This is a genomic window from Corynebacterium riegelii (genome assembly GCF_016728505.1).
Lineage (GTDB): Bacteria > Actinomycetota > Actinomycetes > Mycobacteriales > Mycobacteriaceae > Corynebacterium > Corynebacterium riegelii.
The window spans coordinates 141,975-159,870 of sequence record NZ_CP068159.1 but is presented as its reverse complement, the minus strand read 5'-3'; the positions used below and the strand labels follow the sequence as shown (position 1 = coordinate 159,870).

Here is a 17,896-nt window from a genome sequence, read left to right as displayed (position 1 = left end):
ACGCCCCCACCCGCCACACGCTCAGCTCCCAAGGGGCGAAATTTGGCTACCCCCGCTTAGGGGTTATCATCATGCGCATGACTGTGGATGACCAACGGGTCAAAGACGACGATGACTCAATCCGTGCTGCACTGACCGCCCTGAAGACGGCCACCGGAATTCCGGTAGCGATGTACGGCACCTTGCTTGCAGATAACCGCGTGCAAGTCACGCAGTGGATCGGCCTGCGCACCCCGGCGCTGCAGAACCTGGTGATTGATCAAGGTGCTGGCGTGGGCGGACGCGTCGTTGCCACCCGTCGAGCAGTGGGCGTTTCGGACTACATGCGCGCCAACGTCATCTCGCACGAGTATGACAAGCAGATCCAGGAGGAAGGCCTGCACTCGGTTGTGGCCGTGCCTGTGATCGTCCAACGTGAGATCCGCGGCGTGCTTTACGTTGGTGTCCACTCCACCGTGCGCTTGGGTGACAAGGTGATCGAAGAGGTCACCCTGACTGCCCGCACGCTTGAGCAGGACTTGGCGGTGAATTCGGCTTTGCGTCGTCAAGACGGTGGTAAGGCTTCTGCCAAGCAGGGCCGCGTCATGAACGGTGCTGAATGGGAGCAGGTGCGTGCCACCCACTCGAAGCTGCGCATGCTGGCCAACCGCGTTGATGATGAGGCGCTGCGCAAAGAGCTTGAGCAGCTGTGTGACCAGATGGTTTCCCCGGTTCGTGTCAAGCAGACCACCAAGCTTTCCGCACGTGAGCTGGACGTTTTGTCCTGTGTGGCACTTGGCCACACCAACGTTGAAGCGGCAGAAGAAATGGGTATTGGCCCGGAGACCGTGAAGTCGTACCTGCGCAGCGTGATGCGCAAGCTTGGCGCGCACACACGGTACGAGGCGGTCAACGCCGCCCGCCGCATCGGCGCATTGCCGTAGGTACGCTTAGTGCCGTGAAGGAACGATTTTTAGTCACTGGCGGCACTCGGCTCGAAGGCGTTGTCAAGGTTGACGGCGCCAAAAATAGTGTGCTGAAGCTCATGGCGGCAGCACTGCTTGCAGAGGGCACAACAACCCTGCACAACTGCCCGGAAATCCTGGATGTGCCCCTGATGGCGCAGGTCCTTGAGGGCTTGGGCTGCGAAGTTCTTATCAACGGTCAGACCGTGCACATCACCACCCCGGCTCAGATCTCCCCGAACGCTGACTTTGATGCGGTGCGGCAGTTCCGCGCCTCCGTTGCCGTGCTGGGCCCACTTGTTGCTCGCTGCCACGAGGCGCGCGTTGCGCTTCCGGGTGGCGACGCTATTGGCTCGCGCCCACTCGACATGCACCAGACCGGCCTGGAAAAGCTTGGTGCAACCACGCGCATTGAACATGGTGCGGTTGTTGCGGAAGCCAGCGAGCTTGTTGGCGCGAAGATCAGTCTGGACTTCCCATCTGTTGGCGCCACGGAAAACATCCTCACCGCCTCTGTCTTGGTAAAGGGCGAGACCGTGCTGGATAACGCGGCGCGTGAGCCGGAGATTGTGGACCTATGCGAGATGCTCAATGAAATGGGTGCGCAGATTGAGGGGGCGGGGACGTCGACGTTGGTGATACGTGGCGTGGATAAGCTTGCACCCATCGAGCACACCGTGGTGGGGGACCGCATTGTGGCAGGCACCTGGGCCTATGCCGCGGCCATTACGCAGGGTGACATTACGGTAACCGGGATTGCGCCGCGCCACCTGCACTTGGCGCTGTCCAAGCTGAAGCTTGCCGGCGCGGATGTGGAGACCTATGACAACGGCTTCCGCGTGCGCATGGACCAGCGTCCGAAAGCAGTGGATTATCAGACCCTGCCGTTTCCCGGGTTTCCTACAGACTTGCAGCCCATGGCCATTGCGATTGCAGCTATTGCCGACGGCGTATCCGTGATCACCGAGAACGTCTTCGAAGCCCGCTTCCGCTTTGTGGATGAAATGCTGCGCCTTGGTGCTGACGCAAACGTGGACGGCCACCACGTAGTCATCCGCGGCGTGGAGCGTTTGAGCTCTACCGACGTGTGGTCTTCCGACATCCGCGCAGGTGCGGGCCTTGTCCTGGCCGGCCTTGTGGCAGAGGGTCAGACCGTGGTGCACGACGTCTATCACATTGACCGCGGTTACCCGTCCTTTGTTGAGCAGCTTTCTGCCCTAGGGGCGAAGATTGAGCGCGTAAGCGACAGTAAGCACGCGTTATAGCGTTACTTATAGCGTTGCGTTTATGTAGGTTTACCTGCGGATTTGTGTTGTGTTGTGGGTGTGTGTAACTTAGTTCCAGTCAGCGAGACCGACAACGCCCCGCTGGAGAGCAGATTGGTTCTCTGGTTTGTGTGGCGGGCAGGAAAACGATCGCTGGGACTCCGCTTCTTTTGATGCTCACTGTTGTGGTGGGTTGATGGGTGTGCGTGTGTTGTTTGAGAACTCGATAGTGTGCCAATGCATTTTGTTTGTGGAATGTTGTTGTGTGTGCCACGTGTTGTGGTGTGTGCCGGTTGGTGGTGTCATGAATCTTGGATGGTGGCATTGTCTGTTTCGGTGCGTCACATGGTGATGTTTTGCTGAAAATGTTGTTTCTTGGTGTTTTTCCTCGTCGGATGGCCAAGAAACGAAAGTAATTCAAGGATTTTTTAAGCCAGGCTGACATTGCATGCTTTTTGGTGTGTTGTGTTGGTTGGTTTGTTTTTGGTTAGGTATTGGGCTTTTCACGGCCTGTTTCTGCTGAAACGTTTTTGTGGAGAGTTTGATCCTGGCTCAGGATGAACGCTGGCGGCGTGCTTAACACATGCAAGTCGAACGGAAAGGCCCAAGCTTGCTTGGGTACTCGAGTGGCGAACGGGTGAGTAACACGTGGGTGATCTGCCCTGCACTTCGGGATAAGCCTGGGAAACTGGGTCTAATACCGGATAGGACCATGGCGTAGTTGTTGTGGTGGAAAGTTTTTTCGGTGTGGGATGAGCTCGCGGCCTATCAGCTTGTTGGTGGGGTAATGGCCTACCAAGGCGTCGACGGGTAGCCGGCCTGAGAGGGTGTACGGCCACATTGGGACTGAGATACGGCCCAGACTCCTACGGGAGGCAGCAGTGGGGAATATTGCACAATGGGCGGAAGCCTGATGCAGCGACGCCGCGTGGGGGATGACGGCCTTCGGGTTGTAAACTCCTTTCGCCAAAGACGAATTTTGACGGTATTTGGAGAAGAAGCACCGGCTAACTACGTGCCAGCAGCCGCGGTAATACGTAGGGTGCGAGCGTTGTCCGGAATTACTGGGCGTAAAGAGCTCGTAGGTGGTTTGTCGCGTCGTTTGTGGAAGTCCACGGCTTAACTGTGGGACTGCAGGCGATACGGGCATAACTTGAGTGCTGTAGGGGAGACTGGAATTCCTGGTGTAGCGGTGAAATGCGCAGATATCAGGAGGAACACCGATGGCGAAGGCAGGTCTCTGGGCAGTAACTGACGCTGAGGAGCGAAAGCATGGGGAGCGAACAGGATTAGATACCCTGGTAGTCCATGCCGTAAACGGTGGGCGCTAGGTGTGAGTCCCTTCCACGGGGTTCGTGCCGTAGCTAACGCATTAAGCGCCCCGCCTGGGGAGTACGGCCGCAAGGCTAAAACTCAAAGGAATTGACGGGGGCCCGCACAAGCGGCGGAGCATGTGGATTAATTCGATGCAACGCGAAGAACCTTACCTGGGCTTGACATACACCGGATCGCTGCAGAGATGTAGTTTCCCTTGTGGCTGGTGTACAGGTGGTGCATGGTTGTCGTCAGCTCGTGTCGTGAGATGTTGGGTTAAGTCCCGCAACGAGCGCAACCCTTGTCTTATGTTGCCAGCACGTGATGGTGGGGACTTATGAGAAACTGCCGGGGTTAACTCGGAGGAAGGTGGGGATGACGTCAAATCATCATGCCCCTTATGTCCAGGGCTTCACACATGCTACAATGGTCGGTACAACGCGCAGCTACCTCGTGAGGGGACGCGAATCGCTGAAAGCCGGCCTTAGTTCGGATTGGGGTCTGCAACTCGACCCCATGAAGTCGGAGTCGCTAGTAATCGCAGATCAGCAACGCTGCGGTGAATACGTTCCCGGGCCTTGTACACACCGCCCGTCACGTCATGAAAGTTGGTAACACCCGAAGCCAGTGGCCTGTCAAAAGGAGCTGTCGAAGGTGGGATCGGCGATTGGGACGAAGTCGTAACAAGGTAGCCGTACCGGAAGGTGCGGCTGGATCACCTCCTTTCTAAGGAGCTTTATGTTTAACCCACAGTTGTGGGTGTTGGTGGTTGATGTCGCCGAGTGTGTGACTGCCACTGTTTTGTTTTAAAGAATCCGGGTGGATGCATACCCCACACCAGAAGGTGGTGTGGAACGCAATATCGGGGTATCGCACAGTAATCATTTTCTACAAGCGTTTGTATGTGTTGGCATGCTGTTGGGTGTCTGGGGCAACACGAATGTGTGTGTTCCTAACTGCCTCATGCTGATGTGTCACCTGGTTTGGGTGGTGTGTTGGTGTGTGGGTGTGGTGTGTGAGAACTGGAGAGTGGACGCGAGCATCATGCATCTGGATGCTGGCCTTTTAGGTTGGTGTTTGGGTGTGTGTTTGTTTTTCTGTTTTTTCTGTTTTTTGTTTGTTCTTTAGTATGTGAATCGTTGTTTGTGATTAAGGGCGTACGGTGGATGCCTTGGCATGCTGAGCCGATGAAGGACGTGTGAGGCTGCGTTAAGCCTCGGGGAGTTGCCAACTAAGCGTTGATCCGAGGATGTCCGAATGGGGAAACCTGGCACCAGTTATGTGGTGTTACCTGCAGGTGAATCTATAGCCTGTATGGGGGTGAACGCGGGGAAGTGAAACATCTCAGTACCCGCAGGAGAAGAAAACAATTGTGATTCCGTTAGTAGTGGCGAGCGAACGCGGATGAGGCTAAACCATGTGTGTGTGATACCTGGCAGGGGTTGCGCATGTGGGGTTGTGGGGCGCATCGTAAGTTATCTGTCAGTGACTTGCTTGATGTGGTTGTGTCAGCGGAAGCGCCTGGGATGGTGCACCGGAGAAGGTGATGAGTCCTGTACGCGAAGGCATGATCATGTTGGGTGTATGTGTTTTTCCCCGAGTAGCAGCGGGCCCGTGAAATCTGCTGTGAATCTGCCGGGACCACCCGGTAAGCCTAAATACTCAGTGTGACCGATAGTGGATAGTACCGTGAGGGAATGGTGAAAAGTACCCCGGGAGGGGAGTGAAAGAGTTCCTGAAACCGTGCGCTTACAATCCGTCAGAGCACATCTTTTGTGTGATGGCGTGCCTTTTGAAGAATGAGCCTGCGAGTCAGCGGCATGTCGCGAGGTTAACCCACGTGTGGGGTAGTCGTAGCGAAAGCGAATCCGAAATGGGTGTTGTTAGTGGCATGTCCTGGACCCGAAGCGGGGTGATCTACCCATGGCCAGTGTGAAGCAGCTGTAAGAGGTTGTGGAGGCGCGAACCCACTTAGGTTGAAAACTGAGGGGATGAGCTGTGGGTAGGGGTGAAAGGCCAATCAAACTCCGTGATAGCTGGTTCTCCCCGAAATGCATTTAGGTGCAGCGTTATACAAGCTTGCTGGAGGTAGAGCTACTGGTTGGTTGAGCGGGACTATCATCTTAGCAATGTCAGCCAAACTCCGAATGCCGGTTAAAAGTGGTGTATAGCAGTGAGACTGTGGGGGATAAGCTTCATAGTCGAGAGGGAAACAGCCCAGATCGCCGGTTAAGGCCCCTAAGGGTGTACTAAGTGGAAAAGGATGTAGGATCGCGAAGACAGCCAGGAGGTTGGCTTAGAAGCAGCCACCCTTGAAAGAGTGCGTAATAGCTCACTGGTCGAGTGGTTCCGCGCCGACAATTCAGTGGGGCTCAAGTACACCGCCGAAGCCGCGGCATAGTTTTTACTATGGGTAGGGGAGCGTCGTGTGTGGGGTGAAGCATTACCGTAAGGGGGTGTGGACTGCACGCGAGTGAGAATGCAGGCATGAGTAACGAATGATACGTGAGAATCGTATCCGCCGAATGACGAAGGGTTCCTGGGTCAAGTTCGTCTTCCCAGGGTGAGTCGGGTCCTAAGGCGAGGCCGACAGGCGTAGTCGATGGTCAACGGGTTGATATTCCCGTACCCGCCTACACGCGACCAATGCTGAAGCAATGATACTAACCACCCAAAGCTACTGATATACGCACCCTTGTGGTGTGTGGTTGGTGGTGATGCGTGGGGCCTGATTTGTTGTAGGTAAGTGATGGGGTGACGCAGAGTGGTAGCCACGCCAGTTATTGGATTCTGGTGCAAGCGTGCAGCACGACAACATGGCAAATCCGGTTGTTATATGTGCAAGGCGTGATGCGTAGCCCATATATGGGTGATGGTGGTGATCCTGTGCTGCCGAGAAAAGCCTCTAGCGATGTGTGTAGACGGCCCGTACCCGAAACCGACACAGGTAGTCAGGTAGAGCATACTAAGGCGAGCGGGTGAACTGTGGTTAAGGAACTCGGCAAAATGCCCCCGTAACTTCGGGAGAAGGGGGACCCAAACCGGTAGCTAACACATGCGGTTAGTGTGCTGGTGTGGGTCGCAGAGAAGAGAGGGGAGCGACTGTTTATCAAAAACACAGGTCCGTGCGAAGACGGTTAAGTTGATGTATACGGACTGACGCCTGCCCGGTGCTGGAAGGTTAAGAGGACCTGTTAGGACGTAAGTCCGAAGCGGAGAATTTAAGCCCCAGTAAACGGCGGTGGTAACTATAACCATCCTAAGGTAGCGAAATTCCTTGTCGGGTAAGTTCCGACCTGCACGAATGGCGTAACGACTCCCCTGCTGTCTCAACCACAGGCCCGGTGAAATTGCAATACGAGTAAAGATGCTCGTTTCGCGCGGCAGGACGAAAAGACCCCGGGACCTTCACTACAGCTTGGTATTGGTGTTCGGTGCGGTTTGTGTAGGATAGGTGGGAGACGTTGATGCAGCTACGCCAGTGGTTGTGGAGTCGTTGTTGAAATACCACTCTGACCGTAGTGGATACCTGAACCTTGGCCCATGATCTGGGTTGGGGACAGTGCCTGGTGGGTAGTTTAACTGGGGCGGTTGCCTCCCAAAATGTAACGGAGGCGCCCAAAGGTTCCCTCAGCCTGGTTGGCAATCAGGTGTTTAGAGTGTAAGTGCACAAGGGAGCTTGACTGCGAGACTTACAAGTCGAGCAGGGACGAAAGTCGGGACTAGTGATCCGGCACCTACTTGTGGATGTGGTGTCGCTCAACGGATAAAAGGTACCCCGGGGATAACAGGCTGATCTTCCCCAAGAGTCCATATCGACGGGATGGTTTGGCACCTCGATGTCGGCTCGTCGCATCCTGGGGCTGGAGTAGGTCCCAAGGGTTGGGCTGTTCGCCCATTAAAGCGGCACGCGAGCTGGGTTCAGAACGTCGTGAGACAGTTCGGTCTCTATCCGCCGCGCGCGTTGAAACTTGAAGAAGGCTGTCCCTAGTACGAGAGGACCGGGACGGACGTACCTCTAGTGTGCCAGTTGTTCCGCCAGGAGCATCGCTGGTTGGCTACGTACGGAAGGGATAACCGCTGAAAGCATCTAAGCGGGAAGCCTGTTTTAAGATGAGGTTTCATTATAGGTGCCCTATAGACTATGGGGTTGATAGGCCAGAACTGGAAACACAGCAATGTGATGAGGTGACTGGTACTAATCCACCAACACAAACAACAACACAACACAAACACTGAATGTAACAGTGACTGTCGCGTCCACTTTCCGGTATCTGACACACCACCCCCTGTACACAACAGGCAGTGGAACGCCATTACATGGCCCCCAAGATGTGTCGGTGGTTGATAGCGGCAGGGAAACGCCCGGTCCCATTCCGAACCCGGAAGCTAAGCCTGCCCGCGCTGATGGTACTGCACTCGGGAGGGTGTGGGAGAGTAGGTTACCGCCGACCCAACAACTTCAAAACATGATTAAGCAGCCCGCCTGCCACACACGTGGCAGACGGGCTGCTTTTTGTGTGTTTGTGCCCCCCGAATCCTGCTAGACGATAACGAAAACACCCCTACAAAACCCCAGGTCGAATGTAGAGACACACGGCCGGAAACAACGTATCGACTAGCAGCAGCCCTGCTTTGTGGTTCGGGGCCTGGACGATGGAATGCGCAACGGTTTTTGCCCGCACAAGCAGCACGGTAGCGTTGCAGGCATGGAAGCTGCTGCACGCGCTGTTGACCTGGTAAAGACATACGGCCAGGGAGATACAACTATTGCTGCCCTGGATCACGTCAATGTTGAGTTTGAGCGCGGGGCCTTTACGGCGATCATGGGGCCGTCGGGCTCTGGCAAATCCACGCTCATGCACACCATGGCTGGGCTGGATGCGTTTACTTCGGGGGAGGTGTGGATTGGGGGGACGGCGTTGGCGTCGCTAAGCGACAAGCAAATTACCGAGCTCAGGCGAGACCGCTTGGGCTTTATCTTCCAGTCCTTCAACTTGGTGCCCACGCTTACGGCTGCGGAGAACATCACGCTGCCAACGGATATTGCCGGCAGGAAGGTTGATAAGGCTTGGTTTGATGAAATTACGCAGCGTCTGGGCCTGACAAACAGGCTGAGTCACCGCCCGAGTGAGCTCTCCGGCGGCCAGCAGCAGCGCGTGGCATGTGCACGTGCCCTGGTGAGTAAGCCGGAGATCATCTTTGGTGATGAGCCGACCGGCAACCTGGACTCCAACTCGGGTAAAGAGGTGCTGAGCATTCTGAGGCACGCGGTGGATCATGATTGCCAGACGGTGGTTATTGTCACGCATGACGCGAAAGCGGCGTCTTATGCGGATCGTGTGGTGTTTCTGCGTGATGGCCAGATTGTTCAAGAGCTGCAGGATCCAACGATGGATGGGATTTTGCAGATCATGGCTGGGATTGAGGGCTGATGGCGGGTTCGCGTTCGGCGTTGGCGAAGGTGTCGCTGCGCAACATTGGCGCGCATAAGCTTCGGCTTGCGTTAACAGTCCTGGCGGTGGTGCTGGGCACGGCGTTTATCGCAGGTTCCATGATGTTTACCAACATGTTGGAGCGTACTTTCGACTCGGCGGTCAACACCGCCTACGAGGGCTCTGATGTTGTGGTCGAGCCTGCTGAGGGCAAGGGTGCGATTCCCGCGGAGGAGGCGGATGCGATCCGAAATACTGCCGGAGTCGCGCGTGCCAATGCCGCGGATACGACGGTGGTGGTTGCCGCTCGCGATGATGAGGAGGCCATCCAGACCCGCCAGGGCATGGCGCTGGTCGGGGTGCATTACGGTCCCGACCAGGCAGTGGGAGAGGGCTTTTCGCTTATCGACGGCCACGTGCCCAACCCCCACGCCACCCCAGCCGAAGCCGTGCTTAACGCCAACGGTGCGCAGCACTACGGTGTCGCGGTGGGTGAAGAGATCATCGTGGTGGACAACAACGGGCGCAACACGGTGCGTGTGGTTGGGCTGTATGAGGATGGTAGGACGCAGGGGACGTCGTTACGCTTCCTGATCCCTGAAGCTGACTACCTGGACTTGTATGTCACCGAGGGGTACGTGCCCACGCTGAAGCTGGCCGCAGATGAGTCGGTAGACGCCGAGGCGCTTCGTGACACGATTGCGCAAGCACACCCGGATCTTGAAGTGAGCACCGGTGAGGCGGCGGCGGAGAAGGCGAGCGAGCAGGTGCGCGAGGCACTGTCGTTTGTCTCCTACTTCCTGATTGCGTTTGGGCTTGTGGGGCTGCTGGTTGGCACGTTTTTGATTGCCAATACGTTCTCCATGATTGTGGCGCAGCGAACGAAGGAGTTTGCGCTGTTGAGGGCGCTTGGGGCGTCGAAAAGCCAGGTGACCCGCTCTGTTGCTGTGGAGGCGCTGTTGGTTGGCCTGCTTGGCTCGGCACTTGGCGTGGCGGCCGGCGCGGGCCTGGTGGCGGCGATCCGTTTCGGCATGGAGCGCTACGGCATGGCGCTGCCAGCAGGAGGGATTGGTCTGTCCACGCAGGCGGTGGCGGTGCCGATTGTGGTGGGCGTGATTGTCACCATGATTTCCGCGTGGGCGCCGGCGGTGCGGGCCGGACGCGTGGAGCCGGTAGCGGCAATGCGCGCCAGCGAATCCGCCGCACCCCAGCCGCTGACCACGCGCACGGTGTGGGGCACACTCATGATTGTTGCAGGTATTGCGGCGGGCGTTGTCGCGCTGATGCTTGCCGACGCCACAACCGCCAACCGCGCCAAACTCGTCGGTATCGCAGCCGTGGCAGTCATCGCGGGCGTGTTTTTGGCCGGCCCGGCGATGAGCTTGCCGATTGTGCCGCCGCTGGGGCGTGTGATTGGGGCGCCGTTTGGTACGGCAGGGAAGTTGGCGTCTACAAACACGCGCCGCAATCCGCGGCGTACGTCTGCAACGGCGTTTGCTCTGATGCTGGGCATTGCGCTGGTGACCATGATCGGTATGTTGGGCGCATCCATGAAGCAGTCGGTGGATACCGTTGCGGAAAATGAAGTCAGCGCCGACTATGTGCTGGCTGGCCCGATGCTTGGTGCGTTCCCCATCCCGAATGACCTGATGGAGCGTATCCCGGAGGTTGAAGGTGTGGGTGCCGTTGCCGCCTACACCGAGGTGCCGCTGACACTGGACGGCAAATACGCCAACCAGGTTGGCCAATTCGGCACGACCTCCGTGCTCTACGGGGACCCAGGGGATTTGACCAGCATGAACGTGGTTGCTGGTTCTTCCAAGTTGGAGGGCAATACCGTGATCGCGCCGCTTGCCTGGGCGCAAGAGCGCGGCTGGGAAGTCGGCGACACGGTGACCGTGGCAGCACCGGGAATTTCCACCAACGTGGTGGAAGCGACGGTGGGCGGCATTTTTGATGAGTCCTCGATCTTCCTTGCCGCGGTTGCCAGTGCGGATCTTGCTCAGCAGGTGGCACCCGGCAGCGGCAGCATCATGATGATGGGCGTGAAAGGCGACGGCAGCGTAAGAACCGAGCAGCTCCGCGCCAACCTTGAGGCCGAGGTCAAGCACGACATTGTGGTCCAAGTGCAGTCAAAGGACGACCTCTCCGGCGAAGTGCTGGACCTGATTGATCAGATGCTGTTCATCCTTTACGCCCTGCTGTCTTTGGCAGTGGTGATTGCGGTGCTGGGCATTGTGAACACCCTGACGTTGTCGGTAATTGAGCGCAGGCAAGAAATTGGCATGCTGCGTGCCGTGGGCACGCACCGCCGCCAGGTGCGCACCATGATCATCCTGGAATCGGTGCAGATGGCGTTCTTCGGCGCAGTCCTTGGTGTGGGTCTGGGCTTGGGGCTCGGGTGGACGTTCCTGACCGTGCTTGCAGATCAAGGCCTTGAGCACATCGTTGTCCCGTGGGATATGGTGTGGACCATGCTGGCCGGCAGCATTGTTGTGGGTATTTTGGCGGCACTGTGGCCGGCGACGCGTGCGGCGAAGACGCCGCCGCTTGACGCTATTGCTGACTAAACGCTGGTTGGGCGCTGGTTAAGCGCCGAAGCCGCGGCGGCCCCACATCATGCCCATGCCAAAGGCGACGATGCCCACGGCAGCGGTGGCTGCAGCGTACTTGGCAAACTCGCGCCACTGGCGCTGCTTATATAACGTGCCCAGCTCCTTAGCCAGCGTGGACCAGGTGGACATTGCTCCGGCAAAGCCTGCGCCCAGCCCAATCTGCCAGGCTACGGGCAGCGCCATGGAAAAGCCCAGCACGGTGCAGGCGGCAATGTTGGCAGTAAACGTACCGGCGCGTGGGTGCGGGATATGCGACAGCGCCCAGCGGGCGATACCGCCGAAGAACCCACCGACGGCCACGGCAGCCAGGGTCAACAGTAGAGAAAACAGCGCTGGACTGATCAGGTTGCTAAGCATGACGCCCCCTCAGAGCATCTCCGGCCAGCCAGGAGGCAATGCACGCGGTGAACGTGATCAGCATGTAGGTCAACGCGCCGAGCATGGTGAACTCCAGCGCGGTGGCTGCCACGATGGAGTAGCTGGTGAACCCGCCCAAAAAGCCTGTGCCCCAGAACGGGCCTGGATTGAAATAGCCCATGGCCGCACAGCCGAGCATGTTGACCACAAGCATGGCAATGATCGCGCTTGTATCGCCGCTGCCTGCGTAGAGGGTCACCATATGGCGTAGGCTCGCACCGAGTGCTGCGCCAAGGCCCACAAGAAGCCCAGTGGAAAGTTGATCGGTCTGCATAACCGGCAATGCTAGTTCCCGAGCCAGGATCTCTGGCAGAAACTCCGCTAACGCGTCAAGATGGATGTTGAACACCCTTGATGCATGAGAAGGAGTACACACTATGGCCCATGAACGCGCCGGTCAGATCGCACTGCCCGAAGACCTGATTGATATTGCAGAGCTGGTCACCGCTTACTACACACGTGAGATTGACCCGCAGGATGTGGGCCAGCAGGTGGCGTTTGGTACGTCCGGTCACCGTGGATCCAGCCTGGACAATGCGTTTAATGAGGCGCACATTCTGGCTACGACTCAGGCGATTGTGGATTACCGCAGCCAGGAGAACATCGGCGGGCCGGTCTACATTGGCCGGGATACGCACGCGCTGTCGGAGCCGGCGATGGTTTCCGCGCTTGAGGTTCTCATTGCTAATGAGGTGCCTGTGCTTGTAGACGCTGCGGGGCGCTACACCCCAACTCCTGCCGTCTCGCACGCGATTCTGTCGCATAATGCTGGGCTCGCCGGCGGGGTGACGGGGACGGACCCGAAGCGTGCCGACGGTATCGTGATCACCCCGTCCCACAACCCGCCGCGCGATGGCGGTTTCAAATACAACCCGCCAAGCGGTGGACCGGCTGGCACGGATGCGACTGACTGGATCGCCGCCCGTGCCAACGAGTACTTGGGCCGCGGTCTGGAGGGCGTGAAGCGCGTCCCGGTCAGCGGGGTGTTGGATGAACGCGCGCAGCGTTTTGACTTTATGGGTAACTACGTCGCGGACCTAGACAACGTGGTGGATATGGCCGCAATCCGGGAATCCGGCCTGCACATCGGCGCGGACCCGATGGGTGGCGCCAGCGTGGACTACTGGGGCGCTATCGCAGAAGCTTACGGGCTTAACCTTGAGGTAGTGAACCCGAACGTGGACGCCACCTGGCGGTTTATGACTTTGGATACGGATGGCCAGATCCGCATGGACTGCTCCAGCCCGAACTCCATGGCGTCCTTGGTTCACAACCGCGAAAAGTTCGACATTGCTACTGGTAATGATGCGGATGCGGACCGCCACGGCATTGTCACCCCGGACGCGGGTCTGATGAACCCGAACCACTACCTGGCTGTGGCCATTGAGTACCTGTTTAGCCACCGCGACGGCTGGGCGCAGGACACGGCGGTGGGTAAGACGTTGGTGTCGTCCTCCATGATCGACCGGGTTGTGGCATCGCTTGGCCGCACCCTGGTTGAGGTACCGGTTGGGTTTAAGTGGTTTGTGCCTGGTCTTATCGACGGCAGCGTCGGCTTCGGCGGCGAAGAATCCGCAGGTGCCTCCTTCTTGCGTAAGAACGGCACGGTGTGGTCCACCGATAAGGACGGCATCATCCTGGACTTGTTGGCCTCTGAAATCACGGCGGTGACCGGCAAGACCCCGTCGGTGCGCTACCGCGAGCTGGAAGCCCAGTTCGGGGCGCCTGCCTACGCGCGTATCGACGCCCCTGCCAACCGCGAACAAAAAGCCACCCTCAAGGCCCTGTCACCCGAGCAGGTTCCGGCAACGGAGCTGGCAGGCGAGCCGATTACGGCGAAGCTGACCAACGCGCCGGGCAACAACGCCGCCATCGGCGGGCTGAAGGTGACCACCGAAAACGCATGGTTTGCGGCACGCCCCTCCGGCACTGAGGACAAGTACAAGATCTACGCCGAATCCTTCCACGGGCAGGAGCACTTGAAGCGGGTGCAGGACGAGGCGGTTGCAATTGTTTCGGAGGTGTTGGGGAAGTAGGGTTTTGGGGGTGAGCGTAGGCGTCGATAAGCAAAAAGCCCTTGATGTTCTGGCAGCACTGGCCAGGTTTGGCTTGGCGGCGATGTGGATTGTGGCAGGAGCGACCAAGCTGGGACACCACATGCAGGTGACCCAATCGATTGAAGCCTACGAGATCTTCACCCCCTACTGGTCCAACCTGCTGGCCCACGTCATTGGCCCGCTTGAGCTTGCCGGGGGCCTGTTCCTGCTGCTGGGTATCAAGATCCGTGCGGCCGGGTGGGTTTCCATGGCGGTGCTAGTCATGTTTGTGATTGGCCTGTGGACTGTGCATGCGCGCGGTATGGTGATTGACTGCGGCTGCTTTACGCCCGGCGAGCGCCGGCCGCAGCCCGAGGACGTTCTGTGGGCCATCGCACGAGACATTGGATTCATGATTGCCACGGCGTTCATGATCTATCGCCCATTTAAGAAGTTAGCGATTTACCCGTAGAATTTGCGGCGACCAAATTTTTGACTCATGAGGAGAACTGAACCTTGACCACGCGGAAAGTGCAGAACCCCAACAGCAAAGGCGGCTCTGCCTTCATCTGGGCCGTAGTAGCCGTCATTGCAATTGCGGCGCTGGTATTTGGCCTGATCATTTTCAACGGCAACAAGGCGCGCGAAGAAATGCGCGAAGCGCAGATGGCCGATATGACCGGCATCACCGTCGAGTGGGCCGATGGTGAAGATGTAATTCACCTTAAGGGTGCAAACTCCGACGCGCCGACTGGCCAGCTGTATGAAGACTTCTCCTGTGGATTCTGTGCTGAGCTGCATGAGGAAACCGATGCGGAAATGCTGCAGGCGCTTCGCGACGGCTCCATCAACGTCGAACTTCGCCCCATGGTGTTCCTGGACCGCGGCGCAGTGAGCCATTCCACCAACTCGCTTGCGGCAGTACTCGCACTGATCAGCCACGGTGAGCTGGATACCGCCTTTACCCTGCGTGATTACCTGTTCTTGAACCAGGCGCAGATGATCAGCAAGTCCAACCCGGACAAGCTGGCTGACCTGGCGAAGGACTACGGTGCTTCCGAGGAAGCAGTGGCTGACATTCGTGAAAGCACGTTTGTTGAAGCCGCACAGAAGATGGGCATGGACAACCTGAATGTGCAGCGGACTGACACTGGTGAGGATCCCTATACGCCACGCGTCAGGTTTGAGGGCCAGGACGTCGACGGCGTTTCCGACGAGGGCAAGACCTGGGTTGAGGTCCTGACCGAGTCCAAGTAACCGGCACAGATGTCGTATTTAACGGCGTTCTGAGTAGCGATTTTGTTGCTGTTTGGGACGCTGCTATATTAATCGGAGTTGTTCCGCTGGTTCTTGGGCGTAAGCGCTGGGAAGCGGCAGGGCAATTCCGTTAGAACGGGGCTATGGCGCAGTTGGTAGCGCACCACACTGGCAGTGTGGGGGTCACGGGTTCGAATCCCGTTAGCTCCACAAGATGAAACCGTCTCACCTGGTTGGGTGGGGCGGTTTTTGTTTGTTTTGTGGGTTTTGTGCTTGGTGGGCTTAAGCCGTGCTTGGTGGGCTTAAGCCACAAAACCGGGTTAAGGGACATTTCGTGTGGATTTGCGGCGTGTCGTACTAAGGGACATTTCGTGTGGATTTAGGGGCGTCCTGCCCAGCCTTTTCTTATGCCTAAGCTGGGGTTCCATTCGTTGTCGATGTGGGTGTCATATGTGGCTGGTCGCCCGTCTGGGTGGCCGCGTCGTTTGAGTTGTTCTTTCGCCCAGGCGGTGCGTGCTGCTTTTTCTCCTTGGCGTCCGAAGTCTTGTTGCTTAGCTAACTCCAGTGGCGCTACCGGGTCTTCGGTATGGACGTAGAGCCACCAGTCCATGGTGATGCGCTGATGCTCATCGAACATGCCGCGATGGTTTCCTGCTAGGTCTTTGAGCTGTTTGTTGATGCCGCCTTCCAACAGGTTTGTGGTGGCTTTTAAGTCCTGCATGACAACGCCTTCAGGCGGGGTAAGGAAGGTAAATAGGTGTCTGTCATGAATGAGTTTTTCTAAGCGTTTTAATGCCCGGCGTGCATTGCGGTGGGTGTACCACCATTTCTGGTTGGGGCTGACCCATTTTGGTACTTGGCCTGCAGGTATAGCACTGCGGTAGGTGCGTTGTTTAAGCCAATCGGCAAAGGTGATGCGGGTGTGGTGGACTGCAGCAGTAAAGCGTGCAGCATCTTCAAGGCTGTCTATCTGGACGAGCATGTAGCCGAGTTTGCGGATTGCTTTATGAGCGGGGTGAATCGGGTTGCGGCTGATGTCGGCAAACGTGTTGCGCTGGACGTGGACTAAGCAGCGCTGGATGGCTACGCCTGGCCATTTAATGCGCAGTGCCTTAAGTGCTCCGCCTGACCCGTCGGTGGTGACGATGAGTGGTTGGGCGATTTTGTCGAATAGTTTTAGGTACTCATACGAGCTTTCACGCAGGCACCAATGCCAGGCGATGACGTGTGTGTCGGTGCAGGCTACCAGCAGGCATTTCTTGTGAAAGTAGGTGCCGTCGATAAAGACTTGGTCATAGACACGGTAGGGGTCTGTAGTCGTGGGCACGGTGATAAACCACAGCAGTTTGAACCACCGGGTCAAAGTCCGTCTGCTCACCCCAAGGCGTTTGGCTAAGTGGTCTGCGGATTCCCCGGAAAGGATCCAGTCGATAAAGATTTTGAAGTGTCGAATCTCGCTGGTGTGCGCCCGGGTGTTAATCGATGAAGCGTTGCACGCAGGACATAGCCAGCGTTGGGTTCCTGCCGCGGTTTTGCCGTTCTTAACCAGTCCGTGGCCGCACACGTCACACGACGGCCGATTCCTATTAGCCATAGGAATTGGCCTTACCGCACCAGCCGCAGTCCCCCTATCACAGACCTAGGACTATCCGGTGTTGATTTCACCGATTGGGCTGTTGGAACCGATTCAAAATCAAGATCACGGCATTATCCCAGGCTGACCCGGGAATCCGTATCGGTTTATCCACACGAAATGTCCCTTAAGCCACAAAACCGTTGTGGGTTTTCACGCCCACCTGCTGGTGAGTTTTCGCATGCAGGGAGCAATAGGTATGAAGAACCGTGGTGTACGCCCGTGGGTGCGCATGTTTGCCGCCGGGACCCGCGCGCGACGAACTTTAGGAACGGCTGGGCGCAATCGACCGGGAGAAGATGACCGACCTTGAGCGCACCCAGGCTGAACCCTTGAGCAAGCAAAGCTCAACACCTCGGACGACTATGACGCAACCGTCATCGACGAGTTCCGCAAGAGTTCCGTCATCCGTGACAACCTCAGAAAAGGCGCTACCTGGTTCAATACGATGGGTTAGAATAGACGGCTATAAACCTACGGTTGGTGTTGTCCGTGTCGTGACAGGAGAAGAAGGTGGCAAGGCTCGACAACGTTCGTGATGCATTCCGAAAAGTGATTGACTTTTCTGGTTATCCTGAAGAATGTTTTCTCAACGAAGCGTATGAGGACTCTAAGGCATATTTCTTCATGACCAATGACGAACAACCAGAGGGAACTCCATCGTTCCTAATTTTTAAAGATTCTGGAGAGATCGTAGAGAAAAACATGGTCCATTGGAAAGAGACTACCGCGTGGATAGAATCTCCCGGAACCCGATTAATCAGTATCCCCAGCTAGACCAACACACTTTTACCCACCACCAACGTGGTGGGTTTTTTCATGCCCACCTGCCGGTGGGTTTTCGTGATTTAAGGAGACATCAATATGAAGAACAGTGTACGCCCGTGGGTACGCATGTTTGCCGTGCAGGCTGACGCTGCAAAACCCACTAGCAGATAACGCAAAAATGGCCGAATGTAGCGACATGTGACCTGGGGGAA

The 17,896-nt window shown here is 57.3% G+C and carries 11 protein-coding genes, 1 tRNA gene and 3 rRNA genes; 12 read left to right on the top strand and 3 right to left on the bottom strand.

Features of this window, described 5'->3' with window-relative positions; all coding sequences use genetic code 11:
• Positions 1 to 77 precede the first annotated feature (77 nt).
• From ramA to I6I71_RS00770, 7 genes are all read left to right on the top strand, one after another.
• Positions 78 to 923 (top strand): acetate metabolism transcriptional regulator RamA, encoded by an 846-nt coding sequence (gene ramA, locus I6I71_RS00800; protein ID WP_414017440.1) that lies wholly within the window; start codon positions 78 to 80, stop codon positions 921 to 923.
• A 14-nt stretch (positions 924 to 937) separates the two neighbouring features.
• Positions 938 to 2,209 carry a UDP-N-acetylglucosamine 1-carboxyvinyltransferase gene (gene murA, locus I6I71_RS00795; protein WP_201821544.1) on the top strand — a complete coding sequence of 424 codons (1,272 nt, stop codon included), beginning with the start codon at positions 938 to 940 and terminating at the stop codon, positions 2,207 to 2,209.
• Positions 2,210 to 2,738: 529 nt separating this feature from the next.
• Positions 2,739 to 4,249, top strand: a 16S ribosomal RNA gene (locus I6I71_RS00790).
• A gap of 413 nt (positions 4,250 to 4,662) precedes the next feature.
• Positions 4,663 to 7,744 (top strand): 23S ribosomal RNA (locus tag I6I71_RS00785).
• Positions 7,745 to 7,859: 115 nt separating this feature from the next.
• Positions 7,860 to 7,977, top strand: a 5S ribosomal RNA gene (gene rrf, locus I6I71_RS00780).
• The 16S, 23S and 5S rRNA genes sit together here, the layout of an rRNA operon.
• 255 nt (positions 7,978 to 8,232) lie before the next feature.
• Positions 8,233 to 8,958: an ABC transporter ATP-binding protein gene (locus I6I71_RS00775; RefSeq protein ID WP_330910983.1), complete on the top strand. Its 726-nt coding sequence runs from the start codon at positions 8,233 to 8,235 to the stop codon at positions 8,956 to 8,958.
• Positions 8,958 to 11,528 carry an ABC transporter permease gene (locus I6I71_RS00770; protein WP_201821541.1) on the top strand — a complete coding sequence of 857 codons (2,571 nt, stop codon included), beginning with the start codon at positions 8,958 to 8,960 and terminating at the stop codon, positions 11,526 to 11,528. Before I6I71_RS00775 ends, I6I71_RS00770 begins: the two co-directional genes overlap by 1 nt.
• An 18-nt stretch (positions 11,529 to 11,546) precedes the next feature.
• Here the strand turns inward: I6I71_RS00770 and I6I71_RS00765 are convergent, their stop codons facing one another.
• Complete coding sequence (locus I6I71_RS00765) at positions 11,547 to 11,930, bottom strand: fluoride efflux transporter FluC (protein ID WP_201821539.1); 384 nt, start codon at positions 11,928 to 11,930, stop codon at positions 11,547 to 11,549.
• Positions 11,923 to 12,264, bottom strand: a complete 342-nt coding sequence (locus I6I71_RS00760; protein WP_201821530.1) for a fluoride efflux transporter family protein — start codon at positions 12,262 to 12,264, stop codon at positions 11,923 to 11,925. Before I6I71_RS00760 ends, I6I71_RS00765 begins: the two co-directional genes overlap by 8 nt.
• A 103-nt stretch (positions 12,265 to 12,367) precedes the next feature.
• Here I6I71_RS00760 and pgm point away from each other — a divergent pair, with 103 nt between their 5' ends.
• The 4 genes from pgm (at position 12,368) to I6I71_RS00740 (ending at position 15,493) form a co-directional block, all read left to right on the top strand.
• Positions 12,368 to 14,026: a phosphoglucomutase (alpha-D-glucose-1,6-bisphosphate-dependent) gene (pgm, locus tag I6I71_RS00755; protein WP_201821523.1), complete on the top strand. Its 1,659-nt coding sequence runs from the start codon at positions 12,368 to 12,370 to the stop codon at positions 14,024 to 14,026.
• Between the two features lie 10 nt (positions 14,027 to 14,036).
• Positions 14,037 to 14,498 carry a MauE/DoxX family redox-associated membrane protein gene (locus I6I71_RS00750; protein WP_330910982.1) on the top strand — a complete coding sequence of 154 codons (462 nt, stop codon included), beginning with the start codon at positions 14,037 to 14,039 and terminating at the stop codon, positions 14,496 to 14,498.
• A gap of 44 nt (positions 14,499 to 14,542) precedes the next feature.
• Complete coding sequence (locus I6I71_RS00745) at positions 14,543 to 15,283, top strand: DsbA family protein (RefSeq protein WP_201821521.1); 741 nt, start codon at positions 14,543 to 14,545, stop codon at positions 15,281 to 15,283.
• 137 nt (positions 15,284 to 15,420) lie between these two features.
• Positions 15,421 to 15,493, top strand: a tRNA-Ala gene (locus tag I6I71_RS00740).
• 169 nt (positions 15,494 to 15,662) lie between these two features.
• Here the strand turns inward: I6I71_RS00740 and I6I71_RS00735 are convergent.
• Entirely contained in the window at positions 15,663 to 16,877 is a 1,215-nt protein-coding gene (locus tag I6I71_RS00735) for an IS1249 family transposase (protein ID WP_201821510.1), read from the bottom strand.
• A gap of 552 nt (positions 16,878 to 17,429) precedes the next feature.
• On the opposite strand from I6I71_RS00735, the gene I6I71_RS00730 reads away from it, so the two are divergent.
• The gene (locus I6I71_RS00730; RefSeq protein ID WP_201821519.1) at positions 17,430 to 17,693 is read left to right on the top strand and encodes a hypothetical protein; all 264 of its coding nucleotides are present in this window, start codon (positions 17,430 to 17,432) and stop codon (positions 17,691 to 17,693) included.
• The last annotated feature ends 203 nt before the right edge of the window (positions 17,694 to 17,896 follow it).

Coding starts and splice junctions, on each gene's coding strand:
- ramA (WP_414017440.1), top strand. CDS start 78: ATGACTGTGGATGACCAACGGGTCAAAGACGACGATGACTCAATCCGT.
- I6I71_RS00775 (WP_330910983.1), top strand. CDS start 8,233: ATGGAAGCTGCTGCACGCGCTGTTGACCTGGTAAAGACATACGGCCAG.
- I6I71_RS00770 (WP_201821541.1), top strand. CDS start 8,958: ATGGCGGGTTCGCGTTCGGCGTTGGCGAAGGTGTCGCTGCGCAACATT.
- I6I71_RS00765 (WP_201821539.1), bottom strand. CDS start 11,930: ATGCTTAGCAACCTGATCAGTCCAGCGCTGTTTTCTCTACTGTTGACC.
- I6I71_RS00760 (WP_201821530.1), bottom strand. CDS start 12,264: ATGCAGACCGATCAACTTTCCACTGGGCTTCTTGTGGGCCTTGGCGCA.
- pgm (WP_201821523.1), top strand. CDS start 12,368: ATGGCCCATGAACGCGCCGGTCAGATCGCACTGCCCGAAGACCTGATT.
- I6I71_RS00735 (WP_201821510.1), bottom strand. CDS start 16,877: ATGGCTAATAGGAATCGGCCGTCGTGTGACGTGTGCGGCCACGGACTG.